Annotated in this window: 15 protein-coding genes; 11 read left to right on the forward strand and 4 right to left on the reverse strand. The window is 52.0% G+C overall.

Annotated elements, in window-relative coordinates; all coding sequences use genetic code 11:
- The first annotated feature begins 93 nt into the window (after window positions 1-93).
- From LX66_RS05920 to LX66_RS05935, 4 genes are read left to right on the forward strand one after another with little or no spacing between them, the layout of a single operon-like run.
- Window positions 94-732 (forward strand): alpha-ketoglutarate-dependent dioxygenase AlkB family protein, encoded by a 639-nt coding sequence (locus LX66_RS05920; protein WP_145710953.1) that lies wholly within the window; start codon window positions 94-96, stop codon window positions 730-732.
- A 25-nt stretch (window positions 733-757) separates the two neighbouring features.
- Window positions 758-1,630 (forward strand): SIR2 family protein, encoded by an 873-nt coding sequence (locus tag LX66_RS05925; protein ID WP_145710954.1) that lies wholly within the window; start codon window positions 758-760, stop codon window positions 1,628-1,630.
- Between the two features lie 46 nt (window positions 1,631-1,676).
- The gene (locus tag LX66_RS05930; RefSeq protein WP_145710955.1) at window positions 1,677-2,180 is read left to right on the forward strand and encodes an META domain-containing protein; all 504 of its coding nucleotides are present in this window, start codon (window positions 1,677-1,679) and stop codon (window positions 2,178-2,180) included.
- Between the two features lie 18 nt (window positions 2,181-2,198).
- Window positions 2,199-2,585, forward strand: a complete 387-nt coding sequence (locus LX66_RS05935; RefSeq protein WP_145710956.1) for a nuclear transport factor 2-like protein — start codon at window positions 2,199-2,201, stop codon at window positions 2,583-2,585.
- Between the two features lie 66 nt (window positions 2,586-2,651).
- Here the strand turns inward: LX66_RS05935 and LX66_RS05940 are convergent, their stop codons facing one another.
- The gene (locus tag LX66_RS05940; RefSeq protein WP_145710957.1) at window positions 2,652-4,808 is read right to left on the reverse strand and encodes a S46 family peptidase; all 2,157 of its coding nucleotides are present in this window, start codon (window positions 4,806-4,808) and stop codon (window positions 2,652-2,654) included.
- A 159-nt stretch (window positions 4,809-4,967) separates the two neighbouring features.
- Here LX66_RS05940 and LX66_RS05945 point away from each other — a divergent pair, with 159 nt between their 5' ends.
- The 7 genes from LX66_RS05945 to LX66_RS05975 all read left to right on the forward strand — a co-directional run bounded on the left by LX66_RS05945 (window position 4,968) and on the right by LX66_RS05975 (window position 11,086).
- Window positions 4,968-5,402: a hypothetical protein gene (locus tag LX66_RS05945; protein WP_145710958.1), complete on the forward strand. Its 435-nt coding sequence runs from the start codon at window positions 4,968-4,970 to the stop codon at window positions 5,400-5,402.
- Between the two features lie 55 nt (window positions 5,403-5,457).
- Entirely contained in the window at window positions 5,458-6,063 is a 606-nt protein-coding gene (locus LX66_RS05950) for a ribonuclease HII (protein ID WP_145710959.1), read from the forward strand.
- Between the two features lie 127 nt (window positions 6,064-6,190).
- Window positions 6,191-7,705, forward strand: a complete 1,515-nt coding sequence (gene rpoN, locus LX66_RS05955; protein WP_145710960.1) for an RNA polymerase factor sigma-54 — start codon at window positions 6,191-6,193, stop codon at window positions 7,703-7,705.
- Window positions 7,706-8,398, forward strand: coding sequence for a hypothetical protein (locus tag LX66_RS05960; RefSeq protein ID WP_145710961.1), 693 nt, complete (start codon window positions 7,706-7,708; stop codon window positions 8,396-8,398).
- A 197-nt stretch (window positions 8,399-8,595) separates the two neighbouring features.
- Window positions 8,596-9,603 (forward strand): recombinase RecA, encoded by a 1,008-nt coding sequence (gene recA, locus LX66_RS05965; RefSeq protein ID WP_145710962.1) that lies wholly within the window; start codon window positions 8,596-8,598, stop codon window positions 9,601-9,603.
- Between the two features lie 242 nt (window positions 9,604-9,845).
- Window positions 9,846-10,661 carry an endonuclease/exonuclease/phosphatase family protein gene (locus tag LX66_RS05970; RefSeq protein WP_145710963.1) on the forward strand — a complete coding sequence of 272 codons (816 nt, stop codon included), beginning with the start codon at window positions 9,846-9,848 and terminating at the stop codon, window positions 10,659-10,661.
- 11 nt (window positions 10,662-10,672) lie between these two features.
- Window positions 10,673-11,086, forward strand: coding sequence for a hypothetical protein (locus LX66_RS05975; RefSeq protein ID WP_145710964.1), 414 nt, complete (start codon window positions 10,673-10,675; stop codon window positions 11,084-11,086).
- 9 nt (window positions 11,087-11,095) lie between these two features.
- Here the strand turns inward: LX66_RS05975 and LX66_RS05980 are convergent, their stop codons facing one another.
- The 3 genes from LX66_RS05980 to cysS form a co-directional block, all read right to left on the reverse strand.
- A complete protein-coding gene (locus LX66_RS05980) occupies window positions 11,096-11,713 on the reverse strand; it encodes a DNA-3-methyladenine glycosylase family protein (protein ID WP_145710965.1) in 618 nt (205 codons plus the stop codon).
- Window positions 11,714-11,800: 87 nt separating this feature from the next.
- Entirely contained in the window at window positions 11,801-12,745 is a 945-nt protein-coding gene (locus LX66_RS05985) for a M28 family peptidase (RefSeq protein WP_145710966.1), read from the reverse strand.
- 59 nt (window positions 12,746-12,804) lie between these two features.
- On the reverse strand, window positions 12,805-14,301 hold the full coding sequence (gene cysS / locus LX66_RS05990) for a cysteine--tRNA ligase (RefSeq protein ID WP_211366027.1): 1,497 nt from the start codon (window positions 14,299-14,301) through the stop codon (window positions 12,805-12,807).
- Window positions 14,302-14,334 lie beyond the last annotated feature (33 nt).

The raw sequence follows: 14,334 nt of genomic DNA on the forward strand, positions 1-14,334 counted from the left end.
TGCATTTCAGGAAAGGCAGGCTGCTTTTACCTGAAGCACATATGGCGCTCTTTGGGATTTGAATTTTGGGATTTGGAATTTTTACTTTGTAGCATGTTTCCCGAAGATCCATCGCCCCGCTATATCCCGCTAAAAGATGGCGCCCTGGAATACTATCCCAGCTTTTTTACATCATCGGAGGCGGACAGTCTCCGGCAGCAACTGCTGGAACAGGTGGCGTGGAAGCAGGAATCCATGACCCTGTATGGCAAGGTGGTGCCTTTTCCCCGGCTGATGGCCTGGCATGGCGATGCCGGCAGCGCTTATGCTTTTTCCGGGGTTACTTACCAGCCCCAACCCTGGATACCGCCGCTGCTGGAGATCAAACAGCGTATAGAACCGGTGGCAGGCGTTACTTTCAACAGTGTGCTGCTGAACCTGTATCGTGATGGAAAGGACTCCATGGGCTGGCATGCCGATGATGAGCCGGAACTGGGCCGCAACCCGGTGATTGCCTCCGTAAACCTGGGCGCTGCCCGCCGTTTTATGCTGCGCCACCGGCAGGACCACCAGTTGAAGTATGCGCTGGAGCTGCAGCATGGCTCCCTGCTGATCATGAAAGACCAACTGCAGCATTACTGGCAGCACCAGGTGCCGAAAACGACGCGCCCGCTGCCTTCAAGAATTAATCTTACCTTCCGGGTAATAAAAAAAGGGAACGCAGATACCCTGCAACGTAAGGAGCTAATTTGAAACCAGTAATCAAAACCATACTCCTATGCAACACCCCGTTTTACTGGTAGGCAATGACATTAACAACATTTCCAAAGGGCAGAGCTGGAAAGACCTGCTGCAGGAGATCCTTACTTTTTGCGGTACGGACTGCGTACTGCTGGATGACAAGAAACCATTTCCCCTGCTATATGAGGAGATATTTTTAACCGCTATCCGGCAGTCGCATATCCGGGAAAAGGACCTGAAGGCCTTTATAGCCGGCAAGGTAGCCGCCATTGCCGGTAACGAACTCCATGCCCGCATCCGGGAACTGCGCCCCGAGCATATCCTGACCACCAACTATGAATACACCCTGGAAGGCGTTACCCCCACGCAGCACAGCAGCCTGATCACGGAGCGCTCATTCAGCATCTTCAGGAAATACACGGTGGATCAAACGGAATGCTGGCACATACATGGGGATTGCCTGAACCCCATGAGCATAAACCTGGGCTTTGAGCACTATGGCGGGCAGTTGCAGCAGATGCGCAACTACGTGGTGTCCGGCACCACCTACAGCAGCCCGCAGGCGCCAAAGTTGCCCTTACTGCGGCGCCTGAGGGCAGGCGCTAATTTCCAGGTGCATTCCTGGCTGGACCTGTTCTTTACGAAGGATATCCACATCTTTGGCCTGTCGCTGGATTTCGTGGAAACGGACCTGTGGTGGCTGCTCACCTACCGCGCCCGGCAAAAGTACCAGCGCAATACCATACCGGTAACCAATAAGCTGAGCTACTATATACCGGCAGAGTTTGTAAAGCAGTCTGCCTTCAAGCTGGACATGCTGCGGGCCAATGATGTGCAGGTAGTGGATATCAGCGCCAAAACCAAGCTGGCTTACTACCAGGAAGTGCTGAAGCGGGTAAAGCAGGCGTAATTTTTGTACCTTGCCATGTAACTGAAACCGAAAAACCACCTATATTATGTTTACAAAACTGGTACTTACAGCCACCGTAGTATTACTGGCCAATACCTGCAACAACCGCCAGGCCGCCACTGAAAAAAACGAACAGGATACAGCGGCCACAGCGCAGGTGGGCGCCACCCAACCAGACCCCTGGGCATTTATCCAAAAGAAAAGATGGAACCTGATCCAACTGGACGGTAATACACTCACGGCCTTACCCAACCCCATCTGGCTGGAGTTTGACACCGCGGAGCACCGCTTTACCGGGCATGGCGGCTGCAACCGGCTGTCCGGCAACTATGAGGCGGACAACCGGCAGATACAGTTCAAACAGGTGATCAGCACCCGCATGGCCTGCCTGAGCGATTCGGCCAATGAAAGGGAAAGCACTTTCCTGCGCCTGCTGAATGATCATATCTACACATTTGACATTGCCGAGCAAACGCTGAACCTGTATGACAGCGGCAAAGTGGTGCTGATGTTCGGCATGCAGGACAAGCCGGTAGAGCCGGTACAATAAGCCATCTTAAACCGTTTTATGCTACGTGAACTGGCAGCGCAATACAAGGAGCTATTGGAAAAGGGAGAGACCATTGCCGTTATAGAGCAGTTCTATGACGACAACATCATGCAGTTGGAGAATGACGAAGACTCCATCGTGGGCAAGCAGCGCCTGCTGGAGCTGGAAAGGCAAAGCCTGGCAAAGGTCAATGAGCTGATCTTCCGCATACCCACCCTGGTGGTGGATGAAGCGCAGCAGATCGTCATGGGAGAGATGATGGTGACCTTCTATCACAAGACCGGCGGCCTGCGCTTCCTGAAAGAGGCCTTTGTGCAGCATTGGGAAAACGGGAAAATAGTGCGGCAGCAGTTTTACTACCGCGGTATCCGGAACGCCGAGAGCCCCGCTCCTAAAAAGCCATAAAGCAGCTTATATAAAAAGCCCCTGTACGTGCAGCGTACAGGGGCTTTTTATATGAAAGGAAGCCGGTTATTTCACGATCTTCAGCTCATTAATGATATTGGTAGCGCCGCCCAGCTTGTCAATGCACCACAGCACGTAGCGGATGTCTACACAAATGGTACGGTTGTACACCTGGTCAAACTGTATCTTATGGCTCAGCGCCTCGTAGTTACCGTCAAAGGCCAGTCCTATCAGCTCACCGTTGCCGTTCAGCACGGGAGAGCCGGAATTGCCGCCGGTAATATCATTGGTGGTAATAAAGCATACTACCATATCATTCCGTTTGGCATCCTTGTAGGGACCAAAATCCTTTTTCCGGTACAGGTCAATATATTTCTCCGGCAGGTCAAACTCGTAGTCGCCGGGCTTGTATTTTTCCATTACGCCTGCCATCGTGCATACGTAATCGTAATGTACCGCATCGCGTGGCTCGTAAGGCTTCACCTGGCCATAGGTGAGGCGCATGGAGAAGTTGGCGTCCGGGTACCATTTTTTGCCGGGCGACATTTCCATCAGCCCTTTCATGTAAGCGCGGTCCAGGTCATTGTTTTGGAGCACAAAGCGGGTGTGCAGCGGCAGGTACTTGCCGGTATAGTTCTTTACAAAAGCGCTGGCATAGGCAAAAGCCGGGTCGGTTTGCAGGGTCACCGCATCCGGGTGGGCCATGAACGCCGCCCATTTCTCATCGTTGAAGATAAAGGTGCTGTGCATCAGTGCAGCCGCCCACAACCGGAAAGTATTGTCATCTTTGAGGTTGCCGAATTTCGCCTTTACCGCATCGTAAAACCCGATGGGATGCTGCGCCGGTGCAATGTCCGTATAGAACTGCTGGCAGGTGGCCGCCAGTATTTTCTGATCGCTGGGCTGATCCTCGTCCTCCAGGAAAGCTTTACGGGCTTTATCAGCCGCCTGCAGGCTTTTCTGTACCGCATCCGCCGGCATGCCGGGCTGTGTGAGCGCTTTTTCCACCGCCTGCAGGCTGGCGGCAAAGGCGGCCAGGGGAGAGCCTAGGATGCCTTCATTAATGTAAATACGGTGCTTGGCATAGGGGCGCCATTCCTCGTAGATCTTTGCATAATCCTTCAACAGGCCCTGGTAGGCTGGCTTGCCCTGCGCCCATTTTTCAAAAGCGGCTTCCTGCTCCCGCTTTTGCTCCTCCACGTTGTATTTCAGCAACTGGCGGGTTTCCCCGTCAAAGAACTTCCAGTAGTTGGCGATGCGGGCGTAAGCGGAGGCCAGCTTCAGCTTGATGGCGGGGTCGTTCTTCATACGCTCGAACATATATTTCAGGCGGATATCGCGCAGGTGCACGATCGCGGGATTTTCCACGGAGGTCTTCAGGTTTACGCCATAGGAAGTTTCGTAGCGGTTGGTGCTGCCGGGATAGCCGAACAGCATGGCGTAATCATTTTCCTTCACCCCTTTGAGCGATACCGGTAAAAAGTATTTTGGTTTCAGGGGTACATTATCCGCGGAATACTCCGCCGGCTGCCCGTTCTTGTCTGCATACACCCTGAAAACGGAAAAGTCGCCGGTATGGCGGGGCCATTCCCAGTTATCGGTATCGCCGCCAAATTTGCCGATGCTTTCCGGCGGGGCCGCCACCAGGCGGATATCCTTATAGCGCTGGTATACGAACAGCAGGAACTGGTTGCCCTTGAACATGGGCAGCACTTTCGCCTCGTAGTCCGTGCTGTCCACCGCTTTTTTTACAATGTCGGCAAACACCTGCTGCTGCAGCCGCAGGCGTTCTTGTCCGCTCAGCCCCTCCAGGGTATCGTTCACCTGTTCCGTCACATCTTCCACCTTGACCAGGAACTGTACGGAGAGGCGGGCGGCCGGTATTTCCTGCTGCCTGGTTTTGGCAAAGAACCCGTCTTTCAGGTAATTATGCGCTACCGTGCTGGCGCCGGCAATGGCGTCGTAGCCGCAATGGTGGTTGGTAAATATCAGTCCCTGGCTGCTGACGATCTCCCCGGTGCAGCCGCCGCCGAAAATAATGATCGCATCTTTGAGGGAAGCCTTATTGATGCTGTACAATTGTTCCTTTGTCAGCTTCAATCCTTTCTTTACCATGTCGTTATATACCTGCTGTCCCAGTAAATAGGGCAGCCACATGCCTTCGTCTGCTTTGGCCCACTGCATGGCAAGCAGGAGGAAAAAAATCATTAAAGATCTCTTCATATAAGCGCGTAGAATTTTTAAGGACTTCAAACCTAACTTTTTTTTTGAAAAAAACACCCGGGCATTGGTTTTCATATGTTTGTTTTATGCATATGGAAAAGTGGAACGCCTTTTGATAAGGTGAAATTTATTCCTGTAAGCACTAAAACCTATTTTCCGATGAACAAATTATTGACAGGACTGGTATTGATCACCGCCCTCTGGGCCTGCGGGGAGAATAAGTCCCGGCAGGATGAGCAGGAAGAAATGAGAACGGGCATGGAAAGAATTGAGCAGGATGTGCAGGATGCCGCGGATACTGCTGCGGATTACCTGGACGAGCAAAAAAGAAAAGCGGCGGAGGACCTGGAGGAGCGCAGGAAAGAGATAGACCAGCAACTCAGGGAGCTGCGGAACGATGGCTCTGAAAAAGCAAAGGAGGCGCGTAAAAAACTAACCGGATTGCGGAACGATATCAACAGGAAGCTGGACGAGGTGAAAAGCGCCAGCGCCGAAACCTGGGATAGCACCCGCCTGGAACTGGACACTTTGCTGAAAAAGTCCGATCGGGAATGGACGGAGTTCAAACAGGACTTCAAGGACCTGTTCCGGTAAAATTACTTGCGGCACAAAATAGTTTTTTAACTTTACCGCGTTCAATTTTATCGGTTTGCTACTATCTTATCATCAACATATACAGCCGGAAGCGGGCTGCGATGAAGCCGGGCGGGGATGCCTGGCAGGTCCGGTATTCGCTGCGGCGGTGATCCTGCCCGAAGGGTTTTACCACCCGCTGCTGAACGATTCCAAGCAACTGAAAGCGGTGGAACGGGACCAGTTGAGATATGTGATAGAGAAAGAGGCGGTCTGCTACGCAGTGGCCAGCGTAGACAATGTGGAAATAGACCGCATTAATATACTGCAGGCGTCTTTCAGGGCTATGCACCTGGCGCTTGAAAAGCTTAGCAGCCAGCCGGGCTTTATATTGGTAGATGGCAACCGCTTTGTACCCTATGGAAAAGTGCCGCATGCCTGCATTATCCAGGGCGATGGTATTTACGCGTCTATTGCAGCGGCATCCATACTGGCTAAAACCTACCGGGACGAATATATGCAGAAATTGCATAATATATACCCGCATTTTGGCTGGTGCGATAACAAAGGATACCCGACCCTGCAACACCGCAACGCCATCCGGGAACATGGCGAAACCCCCTATCACCGTAAATCGTTCCGGTTATTACCCGAACAGTTGGAATTGGACCTGGACCAGTAGCGAGGATGGGATATACCCTGCTGGCGCCAGTATTAGGCAATTGTTGAAAGATCCGTTGGGCGGGTACCGAAAGTCATTACTTATATCGTATTGTTATTATTTTTGTCCTGAAGAGGGAGCGTAGACTATGTTAAAGCAGACACAACAGCAAAAGTTATTACAGAAACTTTCTCCCCAGCAAATTCAGTTGATGAAATTGCTGCAGGTGCCTACTGCCAACCTGGAGGAACGCATTAAGGAAGAGCTGGAGGAAAATCCTGCGCTGGAATACGGGGAAGAGGATACGCACGAAGACGATCCCAACAAGGAAACGCAGGAAGAGCTGCTGCCGCCTGCATCGGAAGACGGGGAGGCAGGGGAGGAAGATGAGTTTGAGCCGGATGGCAGTGAAAACGAATATGACAATATAGACATATCCGAATATGTGAACGAGGGGGATGATGATATTGCCGACTACCGGCTGCGGGACGACAATTATCCCGACCCGGAGGAGAACAAGGTGATCCCGGTAAGGGTGGAAACTTCCTTCCACGAACATTTACTGAGCCAGTTGGGCATGCTGGAGCTGGACGACCGGCAGCAGCGTATTGCGGAGCAGATCATCGGCAGCATTGACGACGACGGCTACCTGCGGCGGGAAGTGAGCGCCATTGTGGACGATCTCTCCTTTTCGCAGAATGTATCCACGGAAGAGGACGAGATCCGGCAGCTCATCAAACGCATACAGGAATTTGATCCCCCCGGCGTATGCTGCAGCGACCTGAAGGAATGCCTGCTGCTGCAATTGAAACGCAAGCCCCAGGACGATCCGGGCGTGCAAACCGCCTACCAGATACTGGATGTCTATTTCGATGAATTTACCAAGAAACACTACGAGAAAATACAGAAGGGGCTAAACCTGACTGACGAAGGGCTGAAAGAGGCCATTAACCAGATCATACGGCTTACGCCCAAGCCCGGCGGCAACTACGCCACTATCAACAAGGCAGAAAGTTATGTAGTGCCGGACTTCTTTGTATTCAATAACGCCGGCAAGCTGGAGCTGACGCTCAATTCCAAGAACGCGCCGGATCTCCGTATTTCCGAAGGCTACCGCGAAATGCTGAAGGAATACGATCGTGGCGACAAGAAGGACAAACGCCAGAAAGAAGCCGTGCTGTTCATCAAGCAAAAGATAGACGCCGCCAAATGGTTTATAGACGCCATCAAGCAGCGCCAGCATACCCTGCTTTCCACCATGGAATCCATCATGGACTACCAGCGGGAATTTTTCCTGACCGGGGATGAGACCACCATGAAACCCATGATCCTGAAGGATATTGCAGACATCACGCAACTGGACATATCTACCGTAAGCCGTGTGGCGAACAGCAAGTATGTGCAGACGGAGTTCGGTACCTTCAAGCTCAAGTTCTTTTTCAGTGAATCCCTGTCTACCGACAGCGGCGAGGAGGTATCCACCCGCGAGGTGAAAAAGATCCTCTCCGACCTGATAGAAGGCGAGAACAAGCGCAAGCCGCTGAGTGATGAGAACCTGACCAAAATGCTGCAGGACAAGGGGTATAATATCGCCCGCCGTACGGTGGCAAAATACCGTGAGCAGCTAAACATCCCGGTAGCCCGGTTAAGAAAGGAACTATAAATGGAAAACGAACCAATATTGCATGTGCGTGATCTCCGCCAGGAGCAGCCTTTATTTTCGCCCGCTGTGCGTACAGTGGCCCAGGTGATCTCCTATCTCCTTCACCCGCTGTTCATACCCACCATCATTACCTTTCTGACGGTGCACGCGCTGCCGGAGTATTTCGTGAACTTCAAGCAGGACAGCATACGTTTTCCTTATGACAAGCTGTATTTCCGGGTGATCAGCATCAGCCTGTTCTTCCCGCTGCTGACGGTAATGCTGTCGCGCGCGCTTCGTTTCATAGACTCCTTTTACCTGCGCACGCAGCGCGATCGTATTATCCCTTACGTAGCCTCTATCATTTATTATTTCTGGGCCTTCTACACCTTTATCCGTGAAGGCGTATCGCCCGCGTTTTACAATGCCTTCTTCCTGGGCATTTTTCTGGCAGTGATCATCGCGTTCATCGCCAATATCTTTATCAAGATCAGTATGCATACCATTGGCTGGGGCGGCGTAATAGGCTTCCTGCTGGCGCTGATGGGGGGCATGCAGATGAATGTGACCATTCCCCTGGTCATTACTTTCTTTGTGGCCGGCCTGGTAGCCACGGCCCGCCTGGTACTTTCCGCCCACAGCTCTGCGGAGATCTACGCCGGTTTCGGGGTGGGCATCCTTTCCCAGTTGATCGCCTACCTGATAGTAGGCTAGAAAAGCTGATCACTAAAGCCAGATTTTTTTCACTGCGCATATCCAATGCGTAAGGGCGCTCCATCTTTGTGTCATGATTATGAATAATGATTGCTACAGGATTTAGTATTTTGAGAAAAATGCTAAATTTTTTGGGAAAATCAAAAATTAGATCATAACTTAGCACACCATTAAATTTGTAAAAAACACTTACTAATATGTCTACAGCCAATGCAGAAAAATTGAAGGCGCTCCGCCTCACCATGGACAAGATCGAAAAGGATTTTGGAAAAGGATCGGTAATGATGATGGGTGAGCGGGGAACAGACCCCATGGAAGTAATATCCACCGGTTCACTGGGCCTGGATATTGCGCTGGGTATAGGAGGTTTCCCCAAAGGCAGGATCATTGAGATATATGGACCTGAATCTTCCGGTAAAACAACCGTAGCCATACATACAATTGCAGAAGCCCAGAAGAAGGGCGGTATCTGCGCCATCATAGATGCGGAACACGCATTTGACAGCTCTTATGCCCGCCGCCTGGGCGTGGATGTGGACGCCCTGCTGATCTCCCAGCCGGACCACGGTGAGCAGGCCCTGGAAATTGCGGACCGCCTGATCCTGTCCGGCGCGGTAGATGTAGTGGTGATCGACTCTGTAGCAGCCCTGGTGCCCAAAGGGGAGCTGGAAGGTGAAATGGGCGACAGCAAGATGGGCCTGCAGGCCCGCCTGATGTCACAGGCCCTGCGCAAGCTCACCGCCACCATTTCCAAGACCAACTGCTGCTGCATATTCATTAACCAGTTGCGTGAAAAGATCGGTGTGATGTTTGGCAACCCCGAAACCACCACCGGCGGTAACGCACTGAAGTTCTACGCCTCTGTGCGCCTGGACATCCGCCGTATGACGCAGATCAAGGATGGCGACTCCGCCGTGGGTAACCGTGTAAAGGTGAAAGTGGTAAAAAACAAGGTAGCTCCCCCGTTCCGGCAGGCAGAGTTTGATATCATATTCGGGGAAGGCATCTCCAAAATGGGCGAGGTGCTGGACATGGGCGTAGAGTATGGCATTATACAGAAAAGCGGTAGCTGGTTCAGCTACGAAGGCAATAAGCTGGGCCAGGGACGCGATGCCGTGAAGCAGTTGCTGAATGATAATCCCGAAGTAGCCGCGGAAGTAGAGGCCAAGATCAAGGCCAAGATCGCGGAGCAGCAGTCTGCTTAACGCGAAGCCGGCGCCCGGCATTTCACCGTCAAATGTCGCCTGTTACAGGCCGGCATGGTCCGCGGCCGCAGGTAGCAAGGCACACAAACATGACAGTTAGTTTTAGTTATAAGCATTGGGTTAGTTAGTAATTCAAAATCCCCGCCCACTTCTGGGTGGGGAGTTTTTTTTGTATAGCGGCAGGCTATGATTTACCCGTTTAATTTTTTATATTACACTATTAGCGTTTACCTGCGTAGCCAATGAACTATTGCTTCTGGAACCTCAATAACCACGACCTAGCCGACCTGTTGTATGACCTGGTAGAAGAACAAAGCATTGACCTGATATTTCTGGCAGAATGTAACCTGAAGCCGGGAGATGTATTACGAAAGCTGAACCGCAGCACCAATGCCTTCTACTTTTGCGCCGGGATCAATTGCGATAAGATACAGATATATACCAGATTCAAGGATTCGTTATTGGGGCTGTTGTCCGAAACCAGGAGAATGACAGCCAGATATTTGTATTCTCCGGTTTTGAGCAATACTATAACTTTGTTATGCTTACACCTTCCAAGCAAGCTATACTGGACAGGGGACGACCAGGCAGCCTACCTGATGGGTGTAAAGTCTTTTATTGATAGTGTAGAAAGTTTGGTTGGGCATAAGCGAACCGTCGTGTTTGGCGATTTTAACATGCATCCCTTTGAACATGGGCTGGTGCAGAGCACCGGTTTCCATACCACCATGGAAAGGACGATCGCGAAGCGGCTGGTAAGAACGGTTGACGGCGTGGAGTACGACTTTTTTTACAACCCGATGTGGAGCTTTCTGGGGGATCTGGGGAAGGGCAAGGTTTCGGGAACGCATTATTACAGTCCGGCTAAACCGATCAGCTATCACTGGAACTTGTTTGACCAGGTGATCATGCGGCCTGCGCTGATTGATTACTTTGACGATGAGTACCTGGATATTGTTACGCACATAAAGGGAACCAGCCTTTTAACAGAGGAGGGTTTGATTGATACCAAACATTTTTCGGATCATTTACCAATAAAATTTTCTTATAACTTGTAAATATTTAAAATATGAGTGAGGCGCCCAATCTATGGCCGGAAGATATTTTAGAGAAGAAGATCACGCTGCCCAAAACCATTTTACTGGACCAGGCAAAGTACCTGTCTGAAATGAGCAACAACATTCTGACAGTGGAAATAAAAACATCCCCGGCACTGCTGAGCAATGAAAGTAAAGACACGCTTACTGCAAATGGATTGAGACATGAGTTTATCATAAAAGTGCCTGCGCTGGGCAACTACCAGTTCCCGCTGCTATGGATACTGCACGGCAGCATACAGGTATATCCCTTCCAACTGTATTCCATACTGGAGGAAACTTTTTATGATATCCGCGACGAAGAGCACTTTAAAGGCACACTGGCAAAGATCTTCTCTTTCGAGAAAACGAGGAATGCAATCAGCTACATCATGTCACAGGTATAAACAGCAGGCCTACTGCCCGTTGCCGGCCACCGGCTTCATGTCCTTCCACTTCCACAGGTAGCGGCAGGCATAGGTGCGGTAAGGAGCCCATTTAGCGGATATTTGCAGCAGCCGCTGCCGCAGCGCCTTTTTATCAGTGGTATCCAGCCGGTAGAGCTTGATCATGCTTTGCTGCAGCCCCAGGTCATCTATTGCAAACACATCTTCCCGCCCCAGGTAAAACATCAGCAGCATTTCTACGGTCCAGCGCCCTACTCCTTTAATTTGCGTGAGGTAAGCGATCACCTCGTCATTGCCCATCTTGTGCAGCTTTTTATCGCTTAGCTTTTCTTCCACGGTAAAGCGCGCTACGTTGTGCACATAGCTCACCTTGGCATTGCTGAGCCCTATGCTGCGCAGCACCGGCGCCGGGGTGTCCAGCACCTGCCGGGGGGTAGGCTCTTTGCCATCGTAGAGGGCCAGGAAGCGGGCATAGATCACTTCCGCCACCCGAACAGAAAGTTGCTGGCTCATGATGGAGCCGATCAGGCGGAGGGTAATATTTTTTCGTACAGGCAATACCGGTAGCGGGCCATCTATAATGCGCAGGAGCTTTTTGTCCTTGCATAAATGCGGATGGTACGACATAACAGGAAGTTTGAAGTATGATGTAAGAAATATGATGTAGGGTGCAATCGGTAAGCATCATATTTCTTACCTCTTACATCCTACCTCCTAAAATGGCTGCGCATATACCACCTGCATCAGTGTTTGCCCTACTGCCTGTAGCGTACGCGGATCTATCACGCTCATATTATCGTTCTCCGTATGCCAGTGCGGCGCAAAGCTGCCGCTGGGCTGCAGGGCAATGATATCGAAGGTGGGTATATGGGCAATGGTATTTACATATACGTGATCATCCGTAATGGCGGCGCCGTTGCCTTCGTAACGGAAATAGTCCGAGTAGCCCAGCTTGTTAGCCACGTCCCAGAAAGCTTTCATGGGGCCCAGCGCATATTGCTGGGAGGTAGCTTCCATGTAGAACTGGGAGCCGCGCCCGCCAACCATATCCAGGAGGATACCGTAATTGGCCTTGTAGCCGGGCACATGCGGGTGATGGGCCCAGTACTGTGTGCCTAGGCAAAAGCTGTTCTCCTCCTCGCTCACGCCGGAGTCTTCCACATCGGTCAGCAGCAGGTCTACGCCAATGTTGGGCTTTTCCCGGTGAAACTGCCGGGCCAGCTCCAGCAGTACAGCCACGCCGCTGGCGCCATCGTCCGCCCCGTCCAGCTTTTTCGTTTTGTCAAAAGCGTCCTGGTCCGCGTGGGGCCGGGTATCCCAGTGGGCCAGCAGCAGGATGCGCTGGGTAGCCGCCGGGTTAAAAACGCCAATGATATTGATGCAGGGCAGCGCCGTTTTTTGAGGGCCGGTTACGGTGGTGCGCTGCACATATACAGTGTCTGCCAGCGGGCGCAGGGTCTGTATCAGCCAGTCCGCGCATTGCTCCTGCGCGGGTGTGTTGGGAATGCGGGGGCCAAAGCTCACCTGTTTGGCGGTATAGGCATAGGCGCTGTCCGCGTTAAAAGCAGGTACTTTCACGGCAGATATGGTGGTATTGTCCTCCGAATCGCTGTTCCCGTTATTTGCTGAGGGCTGGCAGGCAAAGGTAAGTAAGGCCATGCCGGCGATGATTGTCCAAAGAGTAGGTTGCTTAAACACGTTCCTGGTGAATATGGTATTTATAGAATGCTGTAGCTTACGCTACCGTCCTTTTCATCTTTCAGTTGTATGCCGATGGCCAGCAACTGGTTGCGTATCTTGTCGGAGGTGGCGTAGTCTTTTCTCAGCTTTGCTTCTTTCCGCATTTCGATCAGCAGTTGCAGGGCGCCGTCCAACTTGCTGTTATCCGTTACCAGCGTTTCCGGCTGCAGGCCCAGTATATCAATTAAAAAGGTTTGCCAGGTCTTTTGCAGCAGGTGGAAGCTGGCTTCGCTGATCTCGTGCATTTTTATCTGCCCGCCTTTCAGGGAGTTGATCACCGGCGCCAGCTCAAAGAGGTTGGCCAGCACCTTGGCGGTGTTAATGTCATCGTCCATGAACGCATGGCACTCCTGGCACCATTGCTGCACCTGCTTGTCCAGCTCCTCATTTACCGGGCTGCCGTTGGTTGCATAGCTCAGCTTCTGCAGCACGTCAAAGGCGGCCCACAGGCGCTGCAGGCCTTTTTCCGCCGCCTGCAGGGCTTCGTTGGAGAAGTCCAGCGTGCTGCGGTAATGAGTTTGCAGCACAAAGAACCGGATGGTCATCGGGCTGTAGGGCCTTTCCAGCAGCGGGTGGGTACCGGCAAATATTTCCGTGAGCTTGATGGTGTTGTTGTAGGCCTTGCCCATCTTGCGCCCGTTGATGGTGATCATGTTGTTGTGCATCCAGTAGCGGGCCATCAGTTCGCCGTTGGCGATCTCGCTCTGGGCTATTTCGCATTCATGATGGGGGAACTGCAGGTCCATACCGCCGCCGTGAATGTCGAACTGCCGGCCGAGGTACTTGCCGCTCATGGCGGAGCACTCAATGTGCCAGCCGGGAAAGCCTTCGCCCCAGGGGCTGTTCCAGCGCATGAGGTGCTCCGGCGGGGCCTTTTTCCAGAGGGCAAAGTCCACCTTGTTCCTTTTCTCGTCCTGGCCTTCCAGCTCGCGGGTGGTTTCCAGCATATCTTCCAGCACGCGGCCGCTCAGTATGCCGTAGTCATGCCCTTCCGCATATTTCTTTACGTCAAAGTAAACGGAGCCGTTCACCTCGTAGGCATAACCTTTTTCCATGATCTTTTTGATCATTTCTATCTGCTCCAGGATATGACCGGTGGCGGTAGGTTCTATGCTGGGCTCCAGGCAGTTGAACTGGTGCATGGCCCAGTGGTACAGATTCGTGTATTTCTGTACCAGCTCCATGGGCTCCAGTTTTTCCAGGAGCGCGCCTTTGGCAATTTTATCTTCGGCGGCGCGGCCTTCTTCCTCGAAGTGGCCGGCATCCGTAATGTTGCGTACATAGCGCACCTTGTAGCCGAGGTGCTGCAGGTAGCGGAACAGCACATCGAACGTGATATAGGGACGCGCATGGCCCAGGTGCGACTCGCCGGATACCGTAGGCCCGCAAACGTACATGCCTACATGCCCGGGATATAAAGGGTTAAATACTTCCTTTTGACGGTGCAGTGAGTTGTATATTTTTAATTCCGACATAATCCATTATTTCCGGGATTGCAAAGATAGTGA

Origin of the sequence: Chitinophaga japonensis, from assembly GCF_007830125.1 — a bacterium.
Classification (GTDB): domain Bacteria; phylum Bacteroidota; class Bacteroidia; order Chitinophagales; family Chitinophagaceae; genus Chitinophaga; species Chitinophaga japonensis.